The 1444-nt window shown below is 51.5% G+C and carries 1 rRNA gene; it reads left to right on the forward strand.

Features of this window, described 5'->3' with window-relative positions:
- Nucleotides 1-1422 (forward strand): 23S ribosomal RNA (locus V6260_RS18440); the annotation flags it as partial.
- Nucleotides 1423-1444: the final 22 nt, after the last annotated feature.

Consider the following 1444-nt stretch of genomic DNA (forward strand, 5'->3'; position numbering starts at 1 on the left):
GACTTAGGTAAATCCGGGTTGCTGTTAGGCTGAGACACGAGACGAGCTACCACGGTAGTGAAGTTGCTGATGCCATACTTCCAGGAAAAGCCTCTAAGCTTCAGATTATACCGAATCGTACCCCAAACCGACACAGGTGGTCAGGTAGAGAATACTAAGGCGCTTGAGAGAACTCGGGTGAAGGAACTAGGCAAAATCGTACCGTAACTTCGGGAGAAGGTACGCTCCTATCTGTGATGAGACTTGCTCTCTAAGCGGACGGGAGCCGCAGTGACCAGGTGGCTGGGACTGTTTATTAAAAACACAGCACTGTGCAAAATCGCAAGATGACGTATACGGTGTGACACCTGCCCGGTGCCGGAAGGTTAATTGATGGGGTTATCCTTAGGGAGAAGCTCTTGATCGAAGCCCCGGTAAACGGCGGCCGTAACTATAACGGTCCTAAGGTAGCGAAATTCCTTGTCGGGTAAGTTCCGACCTGCACGAATGGTGTAACCATGGCCACGCTGTCTCCACCCGAGACTCAGTGAAATTGAAATCGCAGTGAAGATGCTGTGTACCCGCGGCTAGACGGAAAGACCCCGTGAACCTTTACTACAGCTTGGCACTGAACATTGAACCTACATGTGTAGGATAGGTGGGAGACTTTGAAGCAGCGACGCTAGTTGTTGTGGAGTCGTCCTTGAAATACCACCCTTGTAGTTTTGATGTTCTAACGTTGGCCCCTGAATCGGGGTTACGGACAGTGCCTGGTGGGTAGTTTGACTGGGGCGGTCTCCTCCTAAAGAGTAACGGAGGAGCACGAAGGTTGGCTAAGTACGGTCGGACATCGTACGGTTAGTGTAATGGTAGAAGCCAGCTTAACTGCGAGACAGACACGTCGAGCAGGTACGAAAGTAGGTCATAGTGATCCGGTGGTTCTGAATGGAAGGGCCATCGCTCAACGGATAAAAGGTACTCCGGGGATAACAGGCTGATACCGCCCAAGAGTTCATATCGACGGCGGTGTTTGGCACCTCGATGTCGGCTCATCACATCCTGGGGCTGAAGTCGGTCCCAAGGGTATGGCTGTTCGCCATTTAAAGTGGTACGCGAGCTGGGTTTAGAACGTCGTGAGACAGTTCGGTCCCTATCTGCCGTGGGCGTTTGAGAATTGAGAGGGGTTGCTCCTAGTACGAGAGGACCGGAGTGAACGAACCGCTGGTGTTCGGGTTGTCATGCCAATGGCATTGCCCGGTAGCTACGTTCGGAACTGATAAGCGCTGAAAGCATCTAAGCGCGAAGCAGGCCTCGAGATGAGTTCTCACTAGACTTTTAAAGTCTCTGAAGGGCCGTTGAAGACTACAACGTTGATAGGCAAGATGTGGAAGTGGTGTGAGCCATTAAGCTAACTTGTACTAATTACCCGTGAGGCTTAACCATACAACGCCAAACGCGTTTTATG

Origin of the sequence: Pseudoalteromonas aliena (genome assembly GCF_038155085.1) — a bacterium.
In the GTDB taxonomy this organism is placed as follows: Bacteria; Pseudomonadota; Gammaproteobacteria; order Enterobacterales; family Alteromonadaceae; genus Pseudoalteromonas; species Pseudoalteromonas aliena_A.